Genomic DNA, 20,001 nt, shown 5'->3' with positions numbered 1-20,001 from the left:
AGATTGACGGCATGCCACGCGCCTGGCAGCAGCCGCTGCCCGCCATGCCGTCGGTCCCACCGGTCCGCGCTTGGGCGCGGCTCTCCGCGCCTCCCGGCTACGAGGTGCAGTGGCGGCGCTTGGCCGATGCGTCCCTGGAGCTGGGACTCGGTCCGGACGACCTGGCCGGGGTGGGCCTGGACGTCATCGCCGGCGCCCGCGGCTGGAAGCCGGCGACCGTGGCGCTGTACAGCAAGGTCGCCCGCTACGGCGGCCTCGCGCTGCCCCTCCCTGCCACGCCGGAGCCGGATCCGCCGGCGCTCGACCTGCGGCCGCTCACCCAGCTGCGCGGAGACGACCCCGAGCACCTCCGCTCCACGGCCTGGTGCGCCCTCGCGCTGGGATGGCCCGCTCCGGTGGGGATGTTCCGTTCGCTGCGCCGGGACCAGGTGCGGGCCACGGCGCGCCGGCTGCTGGTCTCCACCGACGACGGCGACTGGGCGGTGCCCGGCGCCAACATCGCCTGGCACGCGTGGGAGACGGCTCGTGGACGGTATCCCGCGCTGGCGGCCAGCCCCTGGGTGCTGCCGGCGCTGCGCCGCGGTCCGGGCCTGGAGTCCCGGATCGGTGGACGACTCTCCAACCAGGCACTGCAGGCCACGTTCACCAAGCACGTGCGGAACACCGTGCGGGACCTGCGGGCGACGGCCCCGCCGTCCCGCCGGGACGCCGTCGAGGAGCTGGCCGCCGCCTACCGGACGCTCTCCTACGACTCCTACCGCAGGCTGGCGCTCGCCGCGGGCGCCCCGCCGGTGGCCGCGCGTGGCGTGGTCCGGGCGAACCGCGCCACGGCCAGGGCCGCCCGTGAGGCCGGCTGACCGGCTCTCACAGCAGTCTCAGCTGCTCCGGTCCGCCGGCGTCCTCGTGCACGGTCCCGACCGACCGCCAGGACGGGTCGGGCGCCTGGACGCCGGGCAGAGCACCCGTAGGGAGGCTGCCGTCGGGGAACCCGACCTCCTCGTCGCCGGGCACCCCGGTGGCGACCGGCTCGTCGACCCGCCGCGCGGCGCCCCCGGAGCGGCGGTCCAGACAGTGCCGCGCCAGCAGCGGGGCCACCCGCCGGGACAGCCAGCTGCGGTACTCCGTCGGCACGTACGGCCGGCGGGCGTACAGCCGCTCGTAGCGCGGCACCAGCTCGGGATGGGCGCCGGCCAGCCAGGCCATGAACCACTCCCGTGCACCCGGGCGCAGGTGCAGCGGGATGACGGTGACCCCGGCCGCGCCGGCGGCCGCGATGGCGCGGATGGCCGCATCCAGGCTCGCCTCGTCGTCGGTGAGCCCGGGCAGGACCGGGGCGAGGAAGACGCCGCACGGCAGGCCGGCGTCGGCCAGCGTGCGGACGAGGTCCAGCCGGGCCCGCGGCGTGGGCACACCGGGCTCCAGATCCGCGTGCAGTGCGTCCTCCCAGATCGCCATGGAGATGCCGAGCCCGATCGGCACCCGCCGTGAGGCTTCCGCCAGCAGCGGCACGTCACGGCGCAGCAGCGTGCCCTTGGTCAGGATCGAGAACGGGGTGCCGGAGTCGGCGAGGGCCCGGATGACGCCGGGCATCAGCCGGTACCGCCCCTCCGCGCGCTGGTACGGGTCGGTGTTCGTGCCCAGGGCCACGTGCTCGCGCCGCCACGACGGCCGGGCGAGCTCCTTGCGCAGGACGTCGACGAGATTCGTCTTCACCACGATCTGGGTGTCGAAGTCGCGGCCGGAGTCGAACTCGAGCCATTCGTGCGTCCGGCGAGCGAAGCAGTTGTGACTGATGACGCCGTTGGCGACGAAGTCCCCGGTTCCGGTGGTGATGTCGTACATCGGCAGGTCAAGCCCCAATGCCTCGACCGACAGGACACGAAGTGCGTCTCCTCGGACCATGCCCGTCAGATGGCCCCGCCGATGGTCCGCAGACACCTCGAGCGTTGCGACTGTGCGGCCGAACCCCAGCAGGCTGTCGTTCGTCGTGAGATGTGGGCGCTGATCAGGACCGCGCATCGCCCCGGTCACGTGCTTCCACCCTCGACCGGTGAGGAATCGGTGGTCCGCACTCGCGACGATCTCCGTCCCATCCGCGAGGTCGACCTGATATGCGGGCTTCACCGTGGACCAGTGATCGAGCACTTCTGTCATGACGTAGTAGCGGTATCGGCCACGCTCCTCCGTGCCGACGATGTGGTCGCCGACCCGCAGATCCGCGATCGGCCGCTGGCTTCCGTCGGCCATGAGGACCTGGGTATCGCCCGAGACGCAGTAGGTACAGGCATGGCTGCATCCCCGGTACGGATTGATCGTGTACGGGAACGGCATGGCCGAATCGCCGGGCACCTTGTTGAGGGCGCTGCGCGCCCGCACCTCGTGGAAGGTCAGCCCCGGGAACTCCGGCACCTGCACGCTGCGCAGCAGACCGCGGACAGACGACATGCCCGGCAGCGCCGAGGTGTCCTCGACATCGATCCGCTGGGCCTCCCACCGCATGGCACCTATCCGAACATGCGTTCGAACGGATGTCCAGCGGATCAGATCGGCGGGCGGGCCTCGTACGGCGTGGAGAGGACGACCGTCGTCCGGGTCGTCACGTTCGCCGCGGACCGGATCTCCTTGAGCAGCGCCTCCAGGGCGTCGGGCGAGGCCACCCGCACTTTGAGGATGTAGCTCTCCACCCCGGCGACCGCGTGGCACTCCTCGATTGCGTCGAGGTGCGCCAGCAGGGCCGGCGCGTCGTCGGTCTGCGCATCGGACGGGGTGATCGACACGAAGGCCGTCAGTGGCAGACCCAGCTGCCTGGCGTCCAGGGTCGCCCGGTAGCCGGTGATCAGCCCGCGCTGCTCGAGCCGGCGGACCCGCTGGTGCACCGCCGACACCGACAGCCCGACCCGTTCGGCGAGCTCGGTGTAGCTCGCCCGCCCGTCGCGGGCCAGGGCCGCCATCAGCGCACGGTCGACGTCAACAGCGACGCCGCCGGCCTCAGCCGGGGAGTTCGACGAGCTCACGGGGACCGTTGTTCAGGACGCGGACCCCGTCGTCGGTGCAGACGACGATGTCCTCGATGCGGGCGCCGTGGCGGCCGGGCAGGTAGATGCCGGGCTCCACGGAGAACGCCATGCCCGGCTCCAGTGGCAGGGCGTTGCCGGCCACGATGTAGGGCGCCTCGTGGGTGTCCAGACCGATGCCGTGGCCGGTGCGGTGGATGAAGTACTCGCCCCACCCGGCGTCGCTGATCACCTCGCGCGCGGCGGCGTCGATCTGCTCGGCGGTCACGCCCGGCCGCACGGCCGCCGTCGCGGCCTGCTGCGCGGCGTGCAGGACGCCGTACCACTCGGCGACCTCGGCGGACGCGCTGCCGCCGACGACGTAGGTGCGGGTGCAGTCCGACCGGTAGCCGGTCGCCGTCTCCCCACCGATGTCGACGACGACGAGCTCGCCGGCCTGCACCCTGCGGTCGGAGAGCTCGTGGTGCGGGCTGGCTCCGTTCGGCCCCGACCCGACGATGGTGAAGTCGACGCCGACGTGCCCCTCGGCACGGATCGCCGCGGCGATGTCCGCCCCGATCTCGGCCTCCGTGCGGCCGACGGTCAGCCACTCCCCCATCCGCGCGTGCACCCGGTCGATCGCGGCGCCGGCCAGGGCCAGCTCCTCGATCTCGGCGGGCGTCTTCACCATGCGCAGCCGGTCGACGACGGGTGCGGCCAGCTCCAGGGCCGAGCCGGGGAGCGCCCGGTGCACGCCCAGGGCGTGCTCGGCCCAGGTGCGCGAGCCGACGGCGACCCGCGCGGGTGCGGTGCCGAGCCGTGCCGTGGCGGCACCGGCGAGCACCGCGAACGCGTCGTCGGTCTCGTCCCAGGCCAGCAGCTCCAGCCCCAGCGCGCCGGCCGGGCCGGCGTCGACCATCGGCGCCTCCAGCCGCGGCACCACCAGGAACGGCTCCCCGCTGCGCGGCACGGCCAGCGCGGTGAGGCGTTCCATCGCGTGGGCGTCGTACCCGCACAGGTAGCGCAGATCGGCGCCGGGGGTGAGCACGAGCAGGTCCACCCCCAGCTCCGCGGCGACCGACCGGGCGGCGTGCACCCGGTCGATGGTCACGAGCGGGTCGGATCCGTGCGGAGCTGTCGCGTTTCCCACCAGCGCAGAGTAGCGACGGGGACCGCCGTTGCCCGCAATCGTTGCCAGACCGCTACCGTCCGCCATCGTGAGCGAGCGGGCGAGGTCAGGCAGGAGCACGGGACGGGCGAGCGTGCGCGGGCAGCGCTCGTGACCACCATGCTGCTGGACGCCGCGTCGCTGTACTTCCGCGCGTTCTACGGGGTGCCCACGAGCGTCACCACCCCCGACGGGCGGCCGATCAACGCCGTCCGGGGCTTCCTGGACATGACCGCCCGCCTGGTGACGGCGCACGGCCCCGACCACCTCGTCGCCTGCTGGGACGACGACTGGCGGCCGGCCTTCCGCGTCGAGGCGCTGCCGTCGTACAAGGCGCACCGGCTGGCTGCCGACGGCGGGGAGGAGACCCCCGAGGAGCTCGGCCCTCAGGTACCGATCCTCGTCGAGGTGCTGGCCGCGGCCGGCCTGGCCCGGGTCGGCGCCCCCGGCTACGAGGCCGACGACGTGATCGGGACGCTGGCCACCCGGGCGCGCGGACCGGTCGACGTCGTCACCGGGGACCGGGACCTCTTCCAGCTGGTGGACGACGCCCGGGCCGTGCGGGTGCTCTACACCGCCCGCGGCATCGCCGACCTGGAGTTCGTCGACGAGGCCACGGTCACCGCCAAGTACGGCATCCCGGGGCGGGCCTACGCCGACTTCGCCGTGCTGCGCGGGGACCCCAGCGACGGGCTGCCCGGCGTGGCCGGGGTCGGGGCCAAGACCGCCGCAGCGCTGATCGACGAGTTCGGCGACCTGGCCGGCATCCGGGCGGCGGTCGCGCGGACCGTCGTGCCGAAGCCGCCGCTCACCGCGGCCGTCCTGAAGAAGCTGCACGCCGCGGCGGGCTACCTCGACGCGGCTCCGGTCGTGGTGGCCGTGGCCAGGGACATCGATCTGCCCCCGGTCGAGGGCCCCCTCCCCCGCTCCCCTGCCGACGCCGGCGCCCTCGCCGCGCTGGCCCGGGCGCACGGGCTGCAATCCTCGCTCAGCCGGCTCGGCGCCGCCCTCGGCTGGCGCGAGGACGTCGTGGGCTGAGCGTCCTCAGGGCTCGGTCCAGGTGTAGTGGGCGCCGTCCTCGTCGGTGATCTCGATCTGGAGGGTGACCTGCTCGTCGTCGGCCGTGACGCCGGTGCACTCGTAGGTCGACCCTTCCTCCACCGCCATCTCCTGCGCGCACTGGAGATCGACGGCCACGCCCTCGCGCCGCTCGAACTGCGCCGCGACGTCCTGCTCGACCGCGGCCCGGGACAGCACGGTGGGGCCGGTGGACAGGGCGAGCACCGCGATGCCGATCAGGACGGCGAGGGCGGTCAGGGCGGCGAACAGGCTCGCTCGGATCCGCCGCCGCGCCGGCGCCTGCCAGGGACCTCCGTGGCCAGGAGCGCCGTAGCCGGGGACGCCGTACGGCGCACCACCCGGCGGAACCGGCGGGCCGAAGCCGGCCGGCGGCTGCCCGTACTGCTGCCGCTGCCCGTACTGCTGCCCCCGCGGGGGCAGCGGGAGCTGTCCCCGCGGTCCGAAGTCCGCCGGGAGCTGCCCGTAGGGCTGGGTGGCGCCGAACGGCGGCCCACCCGGAGCGGCGCCGGGCTGCGGCCAGGGGTGCTGGCCCCAGGCGGGCGCGCCGTACGGGGGCGACCCCGCCGGCGGCTGCCCGGCCCCCGGCGGCCGGCCGCCCGGCCCCGGCACCGGCGACCCGTCGGGTTCGGCGTCGCCGTGCGGCGGGTTCGTCATCGTCGCTCCCGAGGTGCCTGACGCCCCGTCGGGACGTGCCGGCATTCTGTCGCACCGACCGCCCTGGCCACGCGCGGCGCCCCGCCGGTCAACCGCCGACCGCGACGGCGACCACTCCTCGCCGCATCCGCTCGACGGTGCTCCGGGCGGTGCGCGCGACCGCGTCGTCGGCGACCTTCCCGAGCTGGTCGAGCAGGTCGAGCAGCTGCCGGGTCCAGCGGACGAAGTCGCCGCCGGAGAGCTCCGTGCCGGCCTGCTCGGCACCGGCGAGCACCCGGTCGAGGTTCTGCCCGTCGGCCCAGCGGTAGGCCGCCCAGGCGAAGCCCAGGTCGAGGTCGCGGCTGGCCGGTACGCCGAGGTGGAGCTCGACGTCCTGCAGCCGCGAGCGGATGCCGCGCATCCGCCCGATGACGTCGGCCACCGCGCCGGCCGGTACCGCGGGCAGGCCGGGGGTGTCCCGGCGGGCCTCGAAGACCAGCGTCGACACCGCGGCCGCCAGCTCCGCCGGGGTCAGCCCGCGCCACACCCCGGCCCGCAGGCACTCGGCGACCAGCAGGTCCGACTCCGACCAGATCCGCGCCAGCCGGCGGCCGTCGTCGGTCACCACCGGAACGTCATCGGCGGCACCGAGGACCGCGGTGTCGGCGGGCACCAGAGGCGCTGCCTCCGGCACCAGGTAGCCCAGCTCCTCCAGCACGTCGCAGGTGCGGTCGAACTGCCGGGTGAGCGAGCCGGTGCGCTCGGCCATGGTGCGCTGCAGCGACTCCGCCTCGCGCACCGCCCGCAGCCAGCGCTCGGCCACCCGCACCCGCTCCTCGCGGTCGGGCAGCTGGTGCACCGGGTGGTTGCGCAGCGCCTGCCGGAGGTCGGCGAGCACCGGGTCGTCGGCGGCGGCCGAGCGGTGCCTGGTCCGCCGGGCACCCAGGTCGTGCTCGACGCGCGCGTTGCGCAGGGTCGAGGCGAGGTCGCGCCGGGCGTGCGGGCTGCGGTGGTTGAAGTTCTTGGGCACGCGCACCCGGGCCAGCGCCGTCACCGGGCCGGGGAAGTCCACCGAGCCCAGCCGCCCGGCCCACTTGTCCTCGGTGAGCACCAGCGGCCGCGGATCGGCGAGGTCGGTGATCCCCGGGTCCAGGACGACGGCGAGCCCCTGGCGCCGCCCCGACGGCACCCGGATGACGTCTCCCGGGCGCAGCGCGGCCAGCGCGTCGGCGGCCTCCGCTCGACGCTTGGCCTGGGAGTCGCGGGACAGCTCCTTCTCGCGGTCGGCGATCTCGCGGCGCAGCTGGGCGTAGGCACCGACGTCGCCCCGGTCCGAACGCATTTCCGCGGCGAACTGCGCGGCGTCCCGCTCGTGCCGGGCCGCGGCCCGGGCCAGGCCCACCACCGACCGGTCGGCCTGGAACTGGGCGAAGGAGCTGGCCAGCAGTTCCCGGGCGCGGGCGCGGCCGAACGAGCCCACCAGGTTGACCGCCATGTTGTAGCTGGGCCGGAAGGAGGACTTCAGCGGGTACGTGCGGGTGCTGGCCAGCCCGGCGACCACCGAGGGGTCCATGCTCGGCGCCCAGATGACCACCGCGTGGCCCTCGACGTCGATGCCCCGGCGACCGGCCCGCCCGGTGAGCTGGGTGTACTCCCCCGGCGTGACGTCGACGTGCGCCTCGCCGTTCCACTTCACCAGCCGCTCGAGGACCACGGTGCGGGCCGGCATGTTGATGCCCAGCGCGAGGGTCTCGGTGGCGAAGACGGCCTTGACCAGGCCCCGCACGAAGCACTCCTCGACGGTCTCCTTGAACGCCGGCACCAGCCCGGCGTGGTGGGCGGCGAGACCGGCGAGCAGGCCCTCGCGCCACTCCCAGAAGCCGAGGACGTGCAGGTCCTCCTCAGGCAGCGAGCCGGTGCGCTCGTCGATGATGGCGGCGATCTCCGCCCGCTCGACCTCGTCGGTGAGCCGCAGCCCGCTCATCAGGCACTGGTGCACGGCCGCGTCGCAGCCGTTGCGGCTGAACACGAACGTGATGGCCGGCAGGAGGCCCGCGCGGTCGAGCCGCTCGATGACGTCGGAGCGGGCCGGCGGACGGTACCGGGGCCGGTGGTGGCTCTCCCGGCGGCCGGAGCCGCCCCAGCTGTCGATCCGGCGCTCGTGCTCGCGCACGTACCGGACCAGCTCCGGGTCGACGACGGAGGCGCCGCGCTCCCGCGTGGACAGCGGCCGGGGGCTGTTCCCCTGCTCCGCGGCATGCGCGGCGGGGCGCAGCGAGAACAGGTCGAACACCCGGTTGCCGACGAGCATGTGCTGCCACAGCGGGATCGGCCGGACCTCGCTGACCACGACCTCCGTGTCGCCGCGGACGGTGACCAGCCAGTCGGCGAACTCCTCGGCGTTGCTCACCGTCGCCGAGAGCGAGATCAGCGTGACCGACGGCGGCAGGTGGATGATCACCTCCTCCCACACCGCACCGCGGAAGCGGTCGGCGAGGTAGTGGACCTCGTCCATGACGACGTAGCCGAGACCGTGCAGCGCCGGGGACTCGGCGTAGAGCATGTTGCGCAGCACCTCGGTGGTCATCACGACCACGGGGGCGTCGCCGTTGACCGCGTTGTCCCCGGTGAGCAGCCCCACCCGGTCGGCGCCGTACCGCTCGACCAGGTCGTTGTACTTCTGGTTGGACAGCGCCTTGATCGGCGTCGTGTAGAACGCCTTGCGCCCCTCGGCGAGAGCCTTGTGCACGGCGAACTCGCCCACCACCGTCTTGCCGGCACCGGTGGGCGCGCAGACCAGGACCCCCGAGCCCTCCTCCAGCGTCTCGCAGGCCTCCACCTGGAAGGGGTCCAGGGAGAAGCCGAGCCCGGCGGTGAAGTCGCCCAGCGTCGGGTGGGAGGTCCGCCTGCGGGCAGCGGCGTACTGCTCTGCGGGGCTGGACATGCCCCCACGTTAGGCGCTGGCGGGGACACCGACCGGGCGAGCGCCGGCCCTCACCTCCGGTTGATCATCGGCGCTCGGCGGCCACTGGTCGGCTCAGCTGCGTGGGGACGGCGAGGAGTCGACGGGCGCGTCGAGGGCCGAGGGGTGGGCGTCGAGCGGCGAGGCCTCGTCGTCGCCGAGGTCGTGGAAGTGCGCCAGGGCGTCCCGCCGGGCACGCCGCCGGTCTACGAAGCGGGCCACCTGGATGGCGAGCTCGAACAGCACGATCATCGGCCCGGCCATCACGAGCATGGTGAACGGGTCCTGGGTGGGCGTGACGAACGCGGCGAAGACGATGGTGAGGAAGAAGATCCACCGACGGCTCCTCCGGAGCACGTCGTAGCTCAGGACCCCGACCAGGTTGAGCGCGACGGCGACCAGCGGAACCTCGAAGCTGACCCCGAACGCGATCAGCAGCGAGATCGCGAAACCGATGTAGTCCTGCGCGGTCAACGCGATCACCGTGCCGCTGCCGGCCAGCCCGAGCAGCAGCTCGAGGCCGGCGGACAGCGAGATGTAGGCCAGCGCCGCACCCAGGGCGAACAGCGTCGAGGAGACCGCCACAAAGGCGATGCCGTAGCCCTTCTCGTTCTTCTTCAGCCCCGGCGTGACGAACGCCCACAGCTGGTAGAGCCAGAAGGGTGCGGAGAGCACCGCCCCGGCGAGGAAGGCGACCTTGAGGCGGATGAACACCCCGCCCAGGACGTCGGTGATCAGTAGCCCGCACTCGAGCTCGTCGCCGCTGGCGAACCGCAGGTCCTCCGGCAGCCCGCAGTACGGGGCGCGGATGAACTCGCCGAGGCCGTGCTCGTACCACCAGAAGCAGACCGCCGTGGCCACCACCAGCGCGAGCAGCGCCTTGGCGATCCGGTTGCGCAGCTCGGTGAGGTGCGCGATCAGCGTCATGGTGGCCTCGGCGTCCCGGGGAGGGCGCCGCCGGCGGGGTGCGCCGCGGGTCGCCCCGCTCACCGCTCGAACTCCCGGGAGGTCAGCGGGGGCCGTCGGCCGTGCGCGCCTGCTCGGCGCGGGCCCGCAGCTCCGCGGCCCGGAGCTCGGCGGCCCGGGCCTCGTCCTGCAGGCGCGTGTTCAGCTCGTCCGACGGAGCCGACGCGGGAGCGATCTCACCGCGGACCGGGGTGGTGGTGGCGGCGTCCCGGGTACGGACGTCGTCGTCCTTCATGCCCTTCATCTCGCCCTTGAAGATGCGCAGCGAGCGCCCCAGCGAGCGCGAGGCGTCGGGCAGCTTCTTGTAGCCGAAGAGCAGCAGGATGGCCAGGATGATCAGGCCGATCTCGAGCGGGCCGAGTCCCATGGCACGTCCTCCAGAAGTCGGGTGGCTCCGGCGATGCTACGCCGGGGAGCGTTCGTTCCCGGGGTGCCGGCGGATGTCCGCGGGCGGGCGGTGACGGGCCCGACCGCGGTCAGCCGGCGGTCGCCCGCTCGTTCCGGACCTGCGCGGCGCGCTCGGCGGACTGCTGGATCTCCGCGCGCACGGGCGCGATGTCCCGCTCGGCCGCCGCCAGCTCTCGGTCGAGCCGGCCGAAGGCCCCCAGCACGCCGTACGCGACGACCCCGAGGGTCACCAGTGCCAGGACGACGACCACGGCGAGCACGATCCAGAACACCACGGCGGAAACCCTAGCCGTCCGTGCCGGGCGCGATCCCGTACCGGGCCAGCGCGGCCCGGGCCTCGGCGGCCACCTGGGCGCCGATCTCGGCCGGCTCCTCGACGACGGCGTTCCCGCCGAGGGTCGCGACCAGCCGGCGCGCCCAGGCCAGGTCGGCGGTGCGCACGGTGACCGCCAGGCCGCCGGGCGGCTCGTCGACCGGGGCGACGTCCTCCACGGGGTAGTAGTCGGCCACCCAGCGGGCGCTGCGGGCCAGGCGGAGCCGGACTTGGGGTGCGTCGGGGCCGGGCTGGTAGACGCCGTTGTCGACGTTGCGGCCGGTGGCCTGGGGCGGTGGGGCCGCGGGCTCGTCGAGCGCGACGACGTCGTCGACCCGGTCCAGGCGGAACAGCCGGACGCCCTCCGCCCGGCGGCACCAGGCCTCGAGGTACCACCGGCCGTCGACCAGCAGCAGCCGCATCGGATCGACGGTGCGCTCGGTGCGCTCGTCCCGGGTGGGCACGTAGTAGTGGAGGTGGAGGGCACGGCCGTCCTCCAGCGCGGTCCGGACCTCGGCGAGGGTCTCCTCGCGGGCGTCGACGCTCACGGCGACGGGGGTGACCCGGTCGGCCGCCTCGCCGGCCGCCGCCGACACCTTGGCCAGGGCCCGGCTGACCGCGTCCCGCTCCGCCAGCCCTGGCAGCTCGAGCAGCGTGCGCAGCGCGACCACCAGCGCCACCGCCTCGTCGGTGGTCAGCCGCAGCGGCCTGACCATGCCGGCACTGAAGGTGACCCGCACCCGGTCGCCCTCGAAGGCGACGTCGATGAGGTCGCCGGGGCCGTAGCCGGGCAACCCGCACATCCACAGCAGCTCCAGGTCGCTGCGGAGCTGGCGCTCGGTCACGCCGAAGTCGCGGGCCGCCTCGGCCACGGCCACCCCCTCCACGCGGGCGGACAGGTACGGGACCAGGGCGAGCAGCCGGGTCATCCGGTCGGTGGTACCCGAGCTGGTCATGCGGGGACCCCCATCGCGGCCAGGCGGGTCAGCCGGGCGATGACCGCGTCCCGCATCCCGGTGGGCGCCTCCACCACCACGTCGGCCCCGTAGGCGGCCAGCTGGTCGGCCAGCGCCCACGGCTCGGTGGTGCGCAGCTGCAGCCGGTCGTCGCCGTCGCCGGCCGGGCCCAACGAGGTGGCGTGCCGCCGGAGGCCCACGGCGGTGCCCGGCCGCACCCGCACCACGACCAGCTGCTCCTCTCCCCCGGCCTGACCGGCGACGACCGCGGTGAGGTCCAGGTCGGCGGGAGGTTCGAACGCCCCGGCCGGCCCGACGGCCTTCGGGGTGCCGACGACGCGGCCGAGCCGGAACACCCGCGGGGCCTGCCGGTCGCGGTCGTGCCCCACCAGGTACCAGCGGCCGTGCCAGGCGACGACGCCCCACGGCTGCACGTCCCGGCGGACGGCGGTGTCCTCGTCGGGACGGCGGTAGTCGAACTGCAGCCGGCGACGGTCGCGGGCAGCGGCGTAGCAGGGCTCGAACGCGGCCTCTCCCCGGTCCAGCCGCGGCTGGATCGGGAGGGTGCGGGAGGTGTCGACGTCGACGCCGGCGGCCCGGAGCTTCACCAGCGCGCTCTGGGCGGCGCCAGCCAGCTGCGCGGACTCCCACAGTCGCAGTGCCAGGCCCACCGCCGCGGCTTCCTCGCCGGTGAGATGGATCTCGGGCAGCTCGTAGTCGGCGCGGGCGATGCGGTAGCCGTCCTCGGTGTCGAAGACGCTGGTGCGGCCGGTCTCCAGCGGCACGCCCATCTCGCGGAGCTCGGCCTTGTCCCGCTCGAACATGCGCTTGAACGCCTCGTCGGCGCGGGCGGTGCCGTCGTCGGCCTCGTAGCCGGGCACGGTGGCCCGGATCCGCGCGGCCGTGACGAACTGCCGGGTGCTGAGCAGCGCGATGACCAGGTTGACCAGTCGTTCCGCCCGCTTGGCCGCCATGCCCCTCAGGCTAGTCAGCCTCCGGGTCGGCCGTCGTCGCCCGGCCGCCTCCCGGTCCGCTCGCTAGCCTGCCGGTATGAGCAGCGCAGCCGGATCCGTGCCCACCTCGCGCATCCGGTGGCGCCGCGGGCGGGTCAGCGCCACCGGCCGTTCGTGGCGCGACGCCCTCGAGCTGAGCGTCGAGGTGCCCGGCGACGGCGAGCTGCAGGCGCTCGCCTACCCGTCGCTGGTCGGCGTTCCCGAGGTCGGCGACGACGTGCTGCTCAACACGACGGCGCTGGCGCAGAACCTCGGCACCGGCGGCTACGCGCTCGTCGTCGCCGTCCCCGACCGGTTGCCGCCGGACCCGGAGACCCCCGGGCACCTGGTCAAGGCGCGGTACACGCCGCTGCAGGTGACCGTGCAGGGCGTCGACGAGCAGGACACCGAGCACCACGCGGCGATCGCCGCCGCCGCCGACCTGGCCGGCATGCCCGTCGTCGTGGCCGACCTTCACTCGGCGCTGCCGGCGGTGCTCATCGGCATGCTGGCCACCGACCCCGACCTGCGGGTGGCCTACGTGATGACCGACGGCGGCGCACTGCCCGCGGCGTTCTCCCGCACGGTGGGCACGCTGAAGAACTCGCTGGCCGGGGTGGTCACCGTCGGGCAGGCGTTCGGCGGCGACCTCGAGGCGGTCACGCTGCACACCGGTCTGCTGGCGGCCAGGCACGTGCTGAACGCCGATCTGGCGATCGTCACCCAGGGCCCGGGCAATCTGGGCACCGGGACGCCGTGGGGCTTCTCCGGCGTCGCGGCGGGCGAGGCGTGCAATGCCGTGAGCGTGCTCGGCGGCCTGGCCGTGGGCGCGCTGCGCATCTCCGACGCCGATCCGCGCCCCCGCCACCGTGGCGTCTCGCACCACTCGCTGACCGCGTTCGGCCGGGTGGCGCTCGGCGGCGTCACGCTGGTCGCGCCGCGCGGTCTCTCCTCGGAGCTGGGTGGCCAGGTGGACGAGGACCTGGCGGGCCAGCCGGAGCGCAACGTCGTGGTCTGGGTGGACACCGACGGGCTGGACACCGCCCTGGGGCTGTCCCCCGTACCGCTGCGCACCATGGGCCGCGGGTACCCCGAGGAGCGGGCGTACTTCCTGGCCGCCGCGGCGGCCGGCCGCTACGCCGCCCTCCAGGTACCCCTGCCGGGCGCGGAGGACGAGGCCGGCGTGCACGTGGAAGCCGGGGACGGCACCGGTACGTGAATCGAGCCGAGTGGGGCCCGCAGGCCTACGCGTCGCGGCAGCCGTCCGCGGTCACCGGCGGAAGCCGTGCTCAGCGTCGATGGTCGTCCCCGTCAGTGCCATGGCGGCCGGACCGGTGAGCCAGGCAACGATGTCGGCCGTGTCATGGGGTGCCGTCCACCGACCGGTCGGGAAACGCGCCGCGACGGCCGCGCGGGTGGCGTCGTCGGCGTAGCCGGTGTCGACCGGTCCGGGGTTGACGCACACCACCCCGATGCCCTGACCGGCCAGCTCGGCGGCGAGCGTGGCGGTGACCTGCTGGACCGCTCCCTTGCTGAGGACGTAGGCCAGCTCGCCCGGCATCGCGCCACGGTGCTGACCGGAGGTCATGAGCACGACGGCCCCCTCGCCTGTCGCGCCGCGGTGTTGGGCTGCGAAGGCCTGGACGAGCAGGACCGTCGCGCGGGTGTTGACGGCGAAGGACCGGTCGAGCTCGGCGGCGGTGACCTCCGCCAGCCCCCCGGAGCTGCTCCGGGCGTGGTTGGCGACGAGCGCGTCGAGCGGACCGGCGAGCGACCGCGCCTCGCGGACGACCCGGGCAGGAGCCAGGGAGTCGGCCAGGTCGGACGCGACGTGCGGTGGGTCCCCGAGTTCCGCCAGGACGGCCGCCAGGTCGTCGGAGCCCCACGGCTGCTCGGCGTCGTGCGCCGACCACGAGTGGACGACAATGCGGTGGCCGTCGGCGAGTAGACGTCGGGCGATGGCGAAGCCGATGCCTGCACGGCGGCTCACCCCGGTCACGAGCACGGTGCGGGCTCCCACGCCCACATCATGCCGCGGCGACCTGCGGGGCTTGCGACCAGCCGGGCACTGGTGTGTCGGACGGCTCGTCGATCACATGCTCGCGATGAGCTTCTCCACGCGTTCGTCGACGGACTTGAACGGGTCCTTGCAGAGGACGGTGCGCTGGGCCTGGTCGTTGAGCTTGAGGTGCACCCAGTCGACGGTGAAGTCACGGCGCTTCTCCTGGGCTTTGCGGATGAACTCGCCGCGCAGCTTGGCGCGGGTGGTCTGCGGCGGCACGTTCTTCGCCTCGAACACCTGCGGCTCGTGGGTGACCCGCTCGACGTGGCCGCTGCGCTCGAGCAGGTAGTACAGCCCCCGGGTGCGGCTGATGTCGTGGTAGGCGAGGTCCATCTGGGCGATGCGCGGAGAGCTCAGCGGCAGCTCGCGCTTGGCGCGGTACCGCTCGAGCAGGCTGTACTTGATGGCCCAGTCGATCTCGCGGTCGATGAGGCTCAGGTCCTCGCTGTCGACGGCCTTGAGCACCCGGCCCCACAGCTCGAGCATCTGCCGGTGCACGGGCGTGCAGCCCTCACGGTCGACGAACTCCATCGCCCGGCTGTGGTACTCGGACTGGATCTCCAGGGCCGACATCTCGCGGCCGCTGGACAGCCGGACCTTGCGGCGGCCGGTGATGTCGTGGCTGATCTCCCGGATGGCCCGGATCGGGTTCTCCAGCGTCATGTCCTTGATCGGCACGCCGGCCTCGATCATCCGCAGCACCAGGTCGGTCATCGTGACCTTGAGCAGCGTCGTCGTCTCGCTCATGTTCGAGTCGCCGACGATGACGTGCAGCCGCCGGTAGCGCTCGGCGTCGGCGTGCGGCTCGTCCCGGGTATTGATGATCGGGCGGGACCGGGTGGTGGCGCTGGAGACGCCCTCCCAGATGTGCTCGGCGCGCTGGCTGACGCAGTAGAGCGCGCCGCGCGGCGTCTGCAGCACCTTGCCGGCGCCGACCACGATCTGCCGGCTCACCAGGAACGGGATCAGCACGTCGGCCAGCCGGCCGAACTCGCCGTGCCGGCCCACGAGGTAGTTCTCGTGGCAGCCGTAGCTGTTGCCGGCCGAGTCGGTGTTGTTCTTGAACAGGTAGATGTCGCCGGTGACGCCCTCTTCGGCCAGCCGCTGCTCGGCGTCGACCAGCAGGCCTTCGAGGATGCGCTCGCCCGCCTTGTCGTGGACGACCAGCTCGGTGAGGTCGTCGCACTCGGCGGTGGCGTACTCGGGGTGGCTGCCCACGTCGAGGTAGAGCCGGGAGCCGTTGCGCAGGAAGACGTTGGAGCTCCGCCCCCAGGACACCACGCGCCGGAACAGGTACCGGGCGACCTCGTCCGGCGACAGCCGGCGCTGCCCCTTGAAGGTGCACGTGACGCCGTACTCGGTCTCGATCCCGAAGATCCGTCGGTCCACGCCCCGAGACTAGGCGCCGGGAGCGACGGGGAGCTGTCTTCCGCGCGGAAACCGGTGTTCCCTGCGCCCGGGTCCGCTCCGCCGACGGCTCCTCGGCACGTGCTCAGTCGCGGGTCCGGGTGCCGGGGCGCGGCCACGCGACGGCCAGGAAGAAGGGCACCAGGAACAACCCGAAGGCCAGCGGGTGGAGGATCAGCTCCAGGATCTGGTTCGGGCCCTGCGGGTTGGTGAACCACGGGAACAGGAGCCGCCCGAACACCTGGAAGTTGACGACGTAGAGCAGCAGGCCGTAGACGAGCCCGCCCGCGATCAAAGCCAGCGCGCTGCGCAGCAGCGGCGCGATCAGCGCGAAGATGATGCCGAAGAGGATGGACAGCGTCAGATGGGTGACCAGGCCGATGATGACCTCCGGTGGGCCCATCATCGGCATGTCGGAGAACCGGAAGATCGTGGAGATCGCCAGGAAAGGTGCGACGGGCGGAGCGCCCTGGCTGAACGCGAAGTACATGTTGGCGACGATGAACACCTGGCCGCCGGTGAGACCGGCGGCCACGCCCCGGGTCAGTAGCTGGTCCACCGTCAGGTTCGGCGAGTACTTCGTCGCACGGGCGCTGCGGTGGAGGCCGTGCGTATCCGCATGCGTTTCTGAGGAGGCCATGGTTTCTCCGTTCGGCGGGGGCGCGATGAGGTCGCGACGGACCTACCCGGTCGGCCCGGTACCACCTCGGGCTGCCCTGATCGTCATGCCATCGCAACGTCCGACGGGACGCCGGAGGTGTCGCACAGTGCGGCAGCGCGCGGACCGGTCGACCGCGGTGCCGCGGAAGTCGGACCGCCGACCCGCTCTACTGCCGGTCACGCGCGCTTGTCGTCGAGCCGCTGCAGCAGGTCGTCGAGCGCCTGCTCGATCTCGTCGTGCCCGTTCTGGGACGCCCGTTGCTTGCCGTGGATGAGCGCGGCCCGGTTCACCGTCGAGAAGTCGCCGTACGGGAAGTGGTAGCGCTTCTTGGTCTCCTCGTTCGCCTCCGGGTCGACGGCGAGGTGCCAGGCGGCGTAGCCGTCCCAGCCGTGCTTCTCGATCTCGGTGTTGCCGTCGTCGGCCGAGGGGGCGGCGTCGGACCACTCCGTCCGGTCGTCGTAGGTGCCGGCGTCGATCAGCGTGCGAGCATGGGCGACGGCGTCGTCGTTGACCTCGTAGTTCGGCATGCCCGCACCCCTACCCCGCGAGCGCGGATCAGTCGCCCGGATCGTCCCCGGTCTGCGGATGCGCCTCGCCGGTGTGGGCTGCGCCGCCGGCCGTGTCCGGGGCCGCCGGGTCGCCGAGACCGGCGGGGGTCCCCGGCGCAGGGTGGCTGGGGGTGTGCGTGTGCGCCGGCGACGGGGCGGGACCGGTCTCGCCGTCGCCCAGGAGGGTGTGCAGGGCGGCGCCGACGATCCGGCGGAAGGCGCGCTTGGGCCGCCGCCGGTCGAGGACGGCGACCTCGAGCTGCTGGGCGTCCAGGCGGCCGGGTCCGCCGTTGCCGGCGCCGCTGGTGGCGGGGCTGACGGCCGACAGCGCGTCGACCCCGACCTTCAGCGCGTCGGCCAGGCCCATGCCGGCGTGGAAGTTCTCCCGCAGGTGGGAGGTGACGGATTCGGCCTGCCCACCCATGACGACGAAGTCGGGCTCGTCGACGACGGAGCCGTCGAAGGTCAGCCGGTAGAGCTGGTCCTGCTCCGGGGTCTCCCCCACCTCGGCGACGCAGAGCTCCACCTCGTAGGGCTTCATCTGCTCGGTGAAGATGGCGCCCAGGGTCTGCGCGTAGGCGTTGGCGATGACCCGGCCGGTGACGTCGCGGCGGTTGTAGGAGTAGCCGCGGACGTCGGCCAGGCGCACGCCGGCCACGCGCAGGCTCTCGAACTCGCTGTAGCGGCCGACGGCGGCGAAGCCGATCCGGTCGTAGATCTCGCCGATCTTGTGCAGCGTGGAGCTGGGGTTCTCGGCGATGAGCAGGACGCCGTCGGCGTAGGTGAGGACGGCGACGCTGCGGCCGCGGGAGATGCCCTTGCGGGCGTACTCCGAGCGGTCCCGCATGACCTGCTCGGCGGAGGCGTAGTACGGCATGGTCATGGCTCAGGCCCCCCGCTCGGTGTTCTGCCGGTCGGCGGCCGCGCGCTCGGTGACGATCTGGTCGGCGACGGCGGCCACCTCGGCGTCGGTGAGCCGGACGGCACCCTCGGCGTCGACGCGGTAGACGATCGGGTACAGCCGGCGCACCGGGTCGGGGCCGCCGGTGGCGGAGTCGTCGTCGGCGGCGTCGTAGAGGGCCTCGACGACGGTGCGGGTGGCCTCGTCGGCAGGGAGTCCGTACCGCCAGGTCTTCTTCAGCGAGTTCTTCGCGAACAGCGAGCCGGAGCCGACGGCGGCGTAGCCGCGCTCCTCGTAGTTCCCGCCGGTGACGTCGTAGCTGAAGATCCGCCCGGGGGCGGTGTCGGACGCGGCGTCGAGGTCGAAGCCGGCGAACAGCGGGACGACGGCGAGACCCTGGAGCGCCGCGCCGAGGTTGCCGCGGATCATCTGGGCCAGCCGGTTGGCCTTGCCGTCGAGGGACATGGTGAGCCCCTCGATCTTCTCGTAGTGCTCGAGCTCGACCTGGTACAGCTTCACCATCTCGATGGCGATGCCGGCGGCGCCGGCGATGCCGATGACGCTGTAGGAGTCGGCCGGGTAGACCTTCTCGATGTCGCGGCTGGAGATCAGGTTGCCCATCGTGGCCCGCCGGTCACCGCCCATGAGGACGCCGCCGTCGTAGGTGACCGCGACGATCGTGGTGCCGTGCGGCGCGATGTCACCCACGGGCAGCTGCGGCGCCGGCCGCCGGCCGGGCAGCAGGTCCGGCGCGGCCGTGGACAGGAAGTCCGTGAACGAGGAACCCACCCGGTCCAGGTAGGCGGGCGGGAACCCGCTCCGGCCGGCTGACGACTCGTTCACCCATCCACCTCTCCCGCCGTCTTGCGCCGGCGTGACCGCTGTTCTCGGCCGAGTCCGCGCAAGTCTTCGCCGCGCGTCCCCGGACGTCGCTGCGACCCTACCGGCGGCTCCCCGGGCCGGCTGGCCCCGTGGTGCTGGCCGGCAACGCGAGAAGCTTCGCCACTGAGCCTGCGATCGTCGGCCACCGTCACCTCGGGGAAAAACACGAGACCCTCTGGAGACGGGGGCGCTGGCAAGCCAGAAGGTAGGGCGGAAAGAACCGTCTGCGCCGGCGGGTCGATCAGATAGTTAGCTGCGTTCCGCAGCATGACCGCGTTGTCCTGAAACCGCGGCAGCCTATTGTAGTTACATTCACCGCACAGAAGGCCACGAATAGCTCTTCGAGTCTCCGGAATCGAATGATCGTGATCGATACACAAGCGGACCCTCTGCGGCGGCGCGCCACATACGTAGCAACGACCTCCTTGCGCATTGAAGATCGCTACATACTCCGCCGGAGTGAGTCCGAACTGACGGAGCGAGGCGGCGTATCGAAGCCAGGGCCGGCAGGGCCGACAGACTTTTCCTCGTTCGAAGCGCTCCTTCTGACCTCCACATAGGGGCTCTTCGCAGTTGAGGGTGTAGGTAGGGCTGGCGCGTCGGTCCCGGGATAGAGGTCGAGGCCTCCCGAGGATGGAAGTTCTCACACTGCCCATCCGGAAGACCTCGACGTGCCTGACGCTACCTTCGGCTGCCCTGACCTGACCACGTTCGCCGGCGTGGATGAGCTGGGTCTGGAGGTCGTCGGGCAGCGGCTGGCTCCTGACCGTGCGGTCCTGGCCTGCCGGGTCGTCGAACCCGACCGGTGGTGCCGTCGCTGCGGGTGCGAAGGCGCGCCGCGGGACACCGTGACCCGGTCGCTGGCCCACGCACCGCTGGGCTGGCGACCCACCACGCTGCTGATCACGGTCCGCCGCTACCGATGCTCGGGTTGTGGGCACGTGTGGCGCCAAGACACCAGCAAGGCGGCCGAGCCGCGGGCGAAGCTGTCCCGCCGAGGTCTGCGGTGGGCGTTGGAAGGCATCGTCTGCCAGCACCTGACCGTCGCCCGGGTCGCCGAGGGCCTCGG

At 73.2% G+C, this 20,001-nt stretch carries 20 protein-coding genes and 1 pseudogene; 4 read left to right on the top strand and 17 right to left on the bottom strand.

Annotated features, from left to right (window positions below):
- Positions 1 to 11 precede the first annotated feature (11 nt).
- Complete coding sequence (locus tag QOZ86_RS00100; protein ID WP_284489907.1) at positions 12 to 857, top strand: hypothetical protein; 846 nt, start codon at positions 12 to 14, stop codon at positions 855 to 857.
- Positions 858 to 864: 7 nt separating this feature from the next.
- Here the strand turns inward: QOZ86_RS00100 and QOZ86_RS00095 are convergent, their stop codons facing one another.
- From QOZ86_RS00095 to QOZ86_RS00085, 3 genes are read right to left on the bottom strand one after another with little or no spacing between them, the layout of a single operon-like run.
- Complete coding sequence (locus QOZ86_RS00095; protein WP_284489906.1) at positions 865 to 2,499, bottom strand: Rv2578c family radical SAM protein; 1,635 nt, start codon at positions 2,497 to 2,499, stop codon at positions 865 to 867.
- A 41-nt stretch (positions 2,500 to 2,540) separates the two neighbouring features.
- Positions 2,541 to 3,014: an Lrp/AsnC family transcriptional regulator gene (locus QOZ86_RS00090; protein WP_284489905.1), complete on the bottom strand. Its 474-nt coding sequence runs from the start codon at positions 3,012 to 3,014 to the stop codon at positions 2,541 to 2,543.
- Complete coding sequence (locus QOZ86_RS00085) at positions 2,989 to 4,143, bottom strand: M24 family metallopeptidase (RefSeq protein ID WP_284489904.1); 1,155 nt, start codon at positions 4,141 to 4,143, stop codon at positions 2,989 to 2,991. Before QOZ86_RS00085 ends, QOZ86_RS00090 begins: the two co-directional genes overlap by 26 nt.
- A gap of 138 nt (positions 4,144 to 4,281) precedes the next feature.
- On the opposite strand from QOZ86_RS00085, the gene QOZ86_RS00080 reads away from it, so the two are divergent.
- Positions 4,282 to 5,199, top strand: coding sequence for a 5'-3' exonuclease (locus tag QOZ86_RS00080; protein WP_284490334.1), 918 nt, complete (start codon positions 4,282 to 4,284; stop codon positions 5,197 to 5,199).
- Between the two features lie 6 nt (positions 5,200 to 5,205).
- Here the strand turns inward: QOZ86_RS00080 and QOZ86_RS00075 are convergent, their stop codons facing one another.
- The 7 genes from QOZ86_RS00075 to QOZ86_RS00045 form a co-directional block, all read right to left on the bottom strand.
- Positions 5,206 to 5,895 carry a DUF4333 domain-containing protein gene (locus tag QOZ86_RS00075; RefSeq protein ID WP_284489903.1) on the bottom strand — a complete coding sequence of 230 codons (690 nt, stop codon included), beginning with the start codon at positions 5,893 to 5,895 and terminating at the stop codon, positions 5,206 to 5,208.
- 88 nt (positions 5,896 to 5,983) lie between these two features.
- Positions 5,984 to 8,818: a DEAD/DEAH box helicase gene (locus QOZ86_RS00070; RefSeq protein ID WP_284489902.1), complete on the bottom strand. Its 2,835-nt coding sequence runs from the start codon at positions 8,816 to 8,818 to the stop codon at positions 5,984 to 5,986.
- Positions 8,819 to 8,911: 93 nt separating this feature from the next.
- Positions 8,912 to 9,826: a twin-arginine translocase subunit TatC gene (gene tatC / locus QOZ86_RS00065; RefSeq protein ID WP_284489901.1), complete on the bottom strand. Its 915-nt coding sequence runs from the start codon at positions 9,824 to 9,826 to the stop codon at positions 8,912 to 8,914.
- Between the two features lie 19 nt (positions 9,827 to 9,845).
- Positions 9,846 to 10,169, bottom strand: a complete 324-nt coding sequence (gene tatA, locus QOZ86_RS00060; RefSeq protein WP_284489900.1) for a Sec-independent protein translocase subunit TatA — start codon at positions 10,167 to 10,169, stop codon at positions 9,846 to 9,848.
- Positions 10,170 to 10,278: 109 nt separating this feature from the next.
- On the bottom strand, positions 10,279 to 10,485 hold the full coding sequence (locus tag QOZ86_RS00055) for a hypothetical protein (protein ID WP_284489899.1): 207 nt from the start codon (positions 10,483 to 10,485) through the stop codon (positions 10,279 to 10,281).
- Positions 10,486 to 10,495: 10 nt separating this feature from the next.
- Positions 10,496 to 11,479: a helix-turn-helix transcriptional regulator gene (locus QOZ86_RS00050; RefSeq protein WP_284489898.1), complete on the bottom strand. Its 984-nt coding sequence runs from the start codon at positions 11,477 to 11,479 to the stop codon at positions 10,496 to 10,498.
- Positions 11,476 to 12,453, bottom strand: a complete 978-nt coding sequence (locus QOZ86_RS00045) for a helix-turn-helix transcriptional regulator (protein ID WP_284489897.1) — start codon at positions 12,451 to 12,453, stop codon at positions 11,476 to 11,478. Before QOZ86_RS00045 ends, QOZ86_RS00050 begins: the two co-directional genes overlap by 4 nt.
- A 76-nt stretch (positions 12,454 to 12,529) precedes the next feature.
- Between QOZ86_RS00045 and QOZ86_RS00040 the strand changes: the two genes are divergently transcribed.
- Positions 12,530 to 13,690 carry a DUF3866 family protein gene (locus tag QOZ86_RS00040; protein WP_284489896.1) on the top strand — a complete coding sequence of 387 codons (1,161 nt, stop codon included), beginning with the start codon at positions 12,530 to 12,532 and terminating at the stop codon, positions 13,688 to 13,690.
- Positions 13,691 to 13,741: 51 nt separating this feature from the next.
- On the opposite strand, the gene QOZ86_RS00035 is transcribed toward QOZ86_RS00040, so the two are convergent.
- From QOZ86_RS00035 to QOZ86_RS21075, 7 genes are all read right to left on the bottom strand, one after another.
- Positions 13,742 to 14,491 (bottom strand): SDR family oxidoreductase, encoded by a 750-nt coding sequence (locus QOZ86_RS00035; RefSeq protein WP_284489895.1) that lies wholly within the window; start codon positions 14,489 to 14,491, stop codon positions 13,742 to 13,744.
- Positions 14,492 to 14,563: 72 nt separating this feature from the next.
- Positions 14,564 to 15,922, bottom strand: coding sequence for a Pup--protein ligase (gene pafA / locus QOZ86_RS00030; RefSeq protein ID WP_284489894.1), 1,359 nt, complete (start codon positions 15,920 to 15,922; stop codon positions 14,564 to 14,566).
- Positions 15,923 to 16,025: 103 nt separating this feature from the next.
- The gene (locus tag QOZ86_RS00025) at positions 16,026 to 16,580 is read right to left on the bottom strand and encodes a hypothetical protein (protein ID WP_284489893.1); all 555 of its coding nucleotides are present in this window, start codon (positions 16,578 to 16,580) and stop codon (positions 16,026 to 16,028) included.
- Between the two features lie 197 nt (positions 16,581 to 16,777).
- Positions 16,778 to 17,128 (bottom strand): hypothetical protein, encoded by a 351-nt coding sequence (locus QOZ86_RS00020; protein ID WP_284489892.1) that lies wholly within the window; start codon positions 17,126 to 17,128, stop codon positions 16,778 to 16,780.
- A 28-nt stretch (positions 17,129 to 17,156) separates the two neighbouring features.
- Positions 17,157 to 18,032 carry a proteasome subunit alpha gene (gene prcA, locus QOZ86_RS00015; protein ID WP_284489891.1) on the bottom strand — a complete coding sequence of 292 codons (876 nt, stop codon included), beginning with the start codon at positions 18,030 to 18,032 and terminating at the stop codon, positions 17,157 to 17,159.
- Between the two features lie 3 nt (positions 18,033 to 18,035).
- The gene (prcB, locus tag QOZ86_RS00010; protein ID WP_284489890.1) at positions 18,036 to 18,893 is read right to left on the bottom strand and encodes a proteasome subunit beta; all 858 of its coding nucleotides are present in this window, start codon (positions 18,891 to 18,893) and stop codon (positions 18,036 to 18,038) included.
- On the bottom strand, positions 18,890 to 19,588 hold the full coding sequence (locus QOZ86_RS21075; protein WP_431521188.1) for an endonuclease domain-containing protein: 699 nt from the start codon (positions 19,586 to 19,588) through the stop codon (positions 18,890 to 18,892). Before QOZ86_RS21075 ends, prcB begins: the two co-directional genes overlap by 4 nt.
- A 15-nt stretch (positions 19,589 to 19,603) precedes the next feature.
- Between QOZ86_RS21075 and QOZ86_RS00005 the strand changes: the two are divergent.
- A pseudogene (locus tag QOZ86_RS00005) lies at positions 19,604 to 20,001 on the top strand (ISL3 family transposase); the annotation flags it as partial.

It is taken from the genome of Blastococcus capsensis (assembly GCF_030165005.1).
GTDB classification, from domain to species: domain Bacteria; phylum Actinomycetota; class Actinomycetes; order Mycobacteriales; family Geodermatophilaceae; genus Blastococcus; species Blastococcus capsensis.
This window is presented reverse-complemented; position numbering and strand designations above follow the sequence as displayed.